At 65.3% G+C, this 4205-nt stretch carries 5 protein-coding genes; 2 read left to right on the forward strand and 3 right to left on the reverse strand.

What is annotated here, in order from left to right; all coding sequences use genetic code 11:
- The 3 genes from E5W70_RS31150 to E5W70_RS31160 form a co-directional block, all read right to left on the reverse strand.
- Positions 1-325: biotin/lipoyl-containing protein (locus tag E5W70_RS31150; RefSeq protein ID WP_292665090.1), on the reverse strand; the 325-nt coding region annotated here is incomplete at its 3' end.
- A gap of 10 nt (positions 326-335) precedes the next feature.
- Positions 336-1349, reverse strand: a complete 1014-nt coding sequence (locus E5W70_RS31155; protein WP_292665092.1) for an alpha-ketoacid dehydrogenase subunit beta — start codon at positions 1347-1349, stop codon at positions 336-338.
- A 2-nt stretch (positions 1350-1351) separates the two neighbouring features.
- Positions 1352-2584: a 3-methyl-2-oxobutanoate dehydrogenase (2-methylpropanoyl-transferring) subunit alpha gene (locus tag E5W70_RS31160; RefSeq protein WP_292665094.1), complete on the reverse strand. Its 1233-nt coding sequence runs from the start codon at positions 2582-2584 to the stop codon at positions 1352-1354.
- Between E5W70_RS31160 and E5W70_RS31165 the strand changes: the two genes are divergently transcribed.
- Both E5W70_RS31165 and holA read left to right on the forward strand, forming a co-directional pair.
- Positions 2583-2786, forward strand: a complete 204-nt coding sequence (locus E5W70_RS31165) for a hypothetical protein (protein ID WP_292665096.1) — start codon at positions 2583-2585, stop codon at positions 2784-2786. The genes E5W70_RS31160 and E5W70_RS31165 overlap by 2 nt on opposite strands.
- 319 nt (positions 2787-3105) lie before the next feature.
- Entirely contained in the window at positions 3106-4152 is a 1047-nt protein-coding gene (holA, locus tag E5W70_RS31170) for a DNA polymerase III subunit delta (protein WP_292665098.1), read from the forward strand.
- Positions 4153-4205: the final 53 nt, after the last annotated feature.

The raw sequence follows: 4205 nt of genomic DNA on the forward strand, positions 1-4205 counted from the left end.
CTTGTGGGGAGGGGTTAGGGGTGGGGGTACTCTTGGCGCCGGCCTCAACGGCCTGCGCCGCCGCATCCTTCACGTTACCCTCGCCCGCCACCTTCAATCTGACAATCGGCGAGCCGATCGCCACCGTGTCGCCGATCTCGGCGCCCAACCAGACGATTTCGCCATCGACGGGCGAAGGAATTTCGACCGTCGCCTTGTCGGTCATGACAGCGGCAAGCACGGCATCCTCGCGCACGAGATCGCCGACCTTGACCTGCCATTCGACGAGTTCGGCCTCGGCGACGCCTTCGCCGACATCGGGCAGCTTGATGACATATTCGCCCATCGTTCCCCCTTCAGGCTTCCATCGTTTCGACGAGCGCGCGGCCTAGCCGGGCAGGACCGGGAAAATAGTCCCACTCCTGCGCATGCGGATAGGGCGTGTCCCAGCCGGTGACCCGCGCCACCGGCGCTTCCAGATGGTAGAAGCAGTTCTCCTGAACCAGCGCCGAAAGTTCGGCGCCGAAGCCGGATGTCAGCGTCGCCTCATGCACGATCACGCAGCGCCCGGTCTTGTTGACCGAGGCGACGATCGTCTCGAGGTCGAGCGGCAGCAGCGTCCTCAAATCAATGATCTCGGCATCGATGCCGGTCTCCTCAGCCGCCGCCTGGGCGACATAGACCATCGTGCCGTAGGCAAGCACGGTGACTGCCGCACCAGGCCGCCGGATCACCGCCTTGCCGAGCGGCACCGTGTAGTGGCCGTCGGCGACTTCGCCGAGCTCATGCTTCGACCATGGCGTTACCGGCCGCTCGTGATGACCGTCGAAGGGGCCATTGTAGAGCCGCTTCGGCTCCAGGAAGATCACCGGGTCGGGATCCTCGATCGCCGCGATCAGCAGGCCCTTGGCGTCGTGCGGATTGGACGGAACCACGACCTTCAGGCCGGAGACGTGGGTGAACAGCGCCTCCGGGCTCTGGCTGTGGGTCTGGCCGCCGAAAATGCCGCCGCCGGTCGGCATTCTCACCACGATCGGGCAGGTGAAATCGCCGTTCGACCGGTAGCGCAGCCGCGCCGCTTCCGAGACGATCTGGTCATAGGCCGGATAAACATAGTCGGCAAACTGCACCTCGACGCAAGGCTTCAGCCCGTAGGCCGCCATGCCGATGGCCGCGCCGACAATCCCGGATTCGCTGATCGGCGCATCGAAGCAGCGGCTCTTGCCGTATTTCGCCTGCAGGCCTTGCGTGCAGCGGAAGACGCCGCCGAAGAAGCCGACATCCTCGCCAAATACGATGACGCGTTCGTCGCGCGCCATCGACACGTCCATGGCGTCGCGGATCGCCTCGATCATGGTTCGCCGTGGCATGGTCAGACCCCTGCCTGTTGGCGCTGGCGCCTGAGATGTGGCGGCATCTCGGCATAGACGCCCTCGAACATGTCGCGGGCCGAGGGCTTGCCGCCGGCATGCAGCGTGCCGTGGCGTTCGGCCTCCCGCTGCGCCGAAACCACCGTGTCGAGGATTTCCGCCTCGGCCTGGGCGTGGCGTTCGTCAGACCAGACACCGCGCTGGATGAGATGGTTCTTCAGCCTGACGATCGGGTCGCCGAGCGGCCAGGCATCGGACTCTGCCTTCGGCCGGTAAGCCGACGGGTCGTCGGAGCTCGAATGGGCGCCGACGCGGTAGGTGACGTATTCGACCAGCGTCGGCCCGAGATTGCTGCGCGCCCGTTCCGCCGCCCATTTGGCCACCGCATGGACGGCGAGATAGTCGTTGCCGTCGACGCGCAGCGACGGGATGCCGAAACCGAGGCCGCGGGCGGCAAAAGTGCCGGAGCCGCCGCGGGCGATGCCCTGGAAGGTCGAAATCGCCCACTGGTTGTTGACGACGTTGAGCACGACCGGCGCCTTGTAGGTCGAGGCGAAGACCAGCGCCGAATGGAAATCGGACTCCGCGGTCGAACCGTCGCCGATCCAGGCGGCCGCGATCTTTGAATCATTGCTGATTGCCGAGGCCATCGCCCAGCCGACCGCCTGGATATACTGCGTCGCCAGATTGCCGGAGATCGAGAAGAAGCCGTGCTCCTTCGACGAATACATGATCGGCAATTGCCGCCCTTTCAGCGGATCGGCCTCGTTCGAATAGATCTGGTTCATCATCGTGACCATCGGGTAGCCGTCGGCGATGAGCAGGCCGGCCTGCCGATAGGTCGGAAAATTCATGTCGCCCCGCGACAGCGCCTTGCGGAAGGCGCAGCTCACTGCCTCTTCGCCGAGATGCTGCATGTAGAAAGACGTCTTGCCCTGGCGCTGCGCCATCTGCATGCGTGCATCGAAGCTGCGCAGCGTCACCATATGACGCAGCCCCTCCAACAACTCCTCGTCCGAAAGCAGCCCTGCCCACGGCCCGACCGCCTCGCCGGCGCGGTTGAGCACGCGGATGATCGAGAAGGCCAGATCGCGGATGGTGCGCGGATCGACGTCGATCTCCGGGCGCGGCACTGAGCCGGCCTTGGGGATGGTCACGTCTGAAAAATCCGGCGTCCCGCCCGGCCGCACTTCCGGTTCCGGAACATGGAAGCGCAACATTCCGGCATCGGCCATGATCTCGATCCTCCACTGTTGCCCGGCCAAGATATTTGCACACCGCCAGACCAGTGCCAATTCGTCGGGCGAGGCTTCGCTGCCGCTGGCTACTACCCGCGGCAGACAAGATGCAGATATGTCGGCGAAATTTCTTGTCGATCTTCCGGATCGGCGCGCAATTTGGCGAATGGTCCGGGCTGATCTGGCGCACGAGGAGTGAATTCTTGGGGTAAGATTCCTCTGTCGAGTTTCTTCTTATCCCCCTCTGTCCTGCCGAAGGATCGCGGCATCATTTCAGCTTGGGTTCCTCGCCCCACGAAAGTGGGGGAGAGGTGGCTCGGCGAAGCCGAGACGGAGAGGGGAACTGCGCTCTACGAAAAGGCCCCCTCTCCGGCCGCTTCGCGGCCACCTCTCCCCCGCTTCGCGGCGGGCGAGGAACCCAAGTCTTGAAAGGCTGGCCTCTCCGCGCCTCTCACTGTCCCTGAAACAATGCGCCATCCCTCGTTCACCCCGCGCCCGCGTCATGCTAATCAGCGCCCATGGCACAAAAGAAAGCATACGAGGTCGATTCATGGCTCGCGAAGCCGGATCCGCGTGTCTCGATCGTGCTGCTTTACGGTCCCGATCGCGGGCTGGTGGCCGAGCGGGCAAAGGCCTTTGCCGGCAAGACCGGACTGCCGCTTGACGATCCGTTCTCGGTGGTCAGGCTGGACGGTTCGGAGGTCGATCGCGACGAGGGCCGCCTGCTCGACGAAGCGCGCACCGTGCCGATGTTTTCGGAGCGGCGCCTGCTGTGGGTGCGCAATGCCGGCGCCCAGAAGGCGCTTGCCGACGACGTCAAGGCGCTGACCGCTGAGCCGCCGCGCGATGCCATCATCCTGATCGAGGCCGGCGACCTTAAGAAGGGCGTCGGCCTGCGCGCTGTGGTAGAGGCGGCGGACAATGCCATGGCTCTGCCTTGCTACGCCGATGAGGCCAGGGACATCGACACCGTCATCGACGACGAATTGCGCAAGGCCGGCATGTCGATGACACTGGAGGCGCGGCAGGCGCTGCGCCGCAACCTCGGCGGCGACCGGCTGGCGTCGCGCGGCGAGATCGAAAAGCTGGTGCTTTATGCGCATGGCCAGGCCGAAATCGGCCTCGACGACGTCAGGGCGACGTCTGGCGATGTCTCCGGCCTCTCCTTCGATGCGGCAGTCGACGCCCTGCTCGAAGGCAGGATCGCCGACTTCGACAGCGCCTTCACCCGCCATTGCCAGTCTGGCGGCCAGCCCTTCCTGGTGCTTTCATCGGCGATGCGGCAGTTGCAGGCGATCCAGGCCATGCGTGGCCAGATGGACGCCGGCGGCCGCAATGCCGCTTCGGTCGTTGCCGCGGCGCGCCCGCCGGTTTTTTTCTCGCGGCGCAAGCTGGTGGAGAAAGCGCTCGAACGCTGGAGCAGCGAAGCGCTCGGCCGCGCACTCAACCGCCTGCAGACAGCGATCCTGCAGACACGCCGGCGGCCGGATCTGTCGGTCGCGCTGGCACGCCAGGCGCTGCTCGGCATTGCCGTGGAGAGCGCAAGACTGGCGCAGCGCGGCTGATCTCCCCCCTGTTTGGACCGGGGACATCGCGAACAGGTGTGCGAGGACATCGC

It is taken from the genome of Mesorhizobium sp., from assembly GCF_005063415.1.
Taxonomy (GTDB): Bacteria; Pseudomonadota; Alphaproteobacteria; order Rhizobiales; family Rhizobiaceae; genus Mesorhizobium.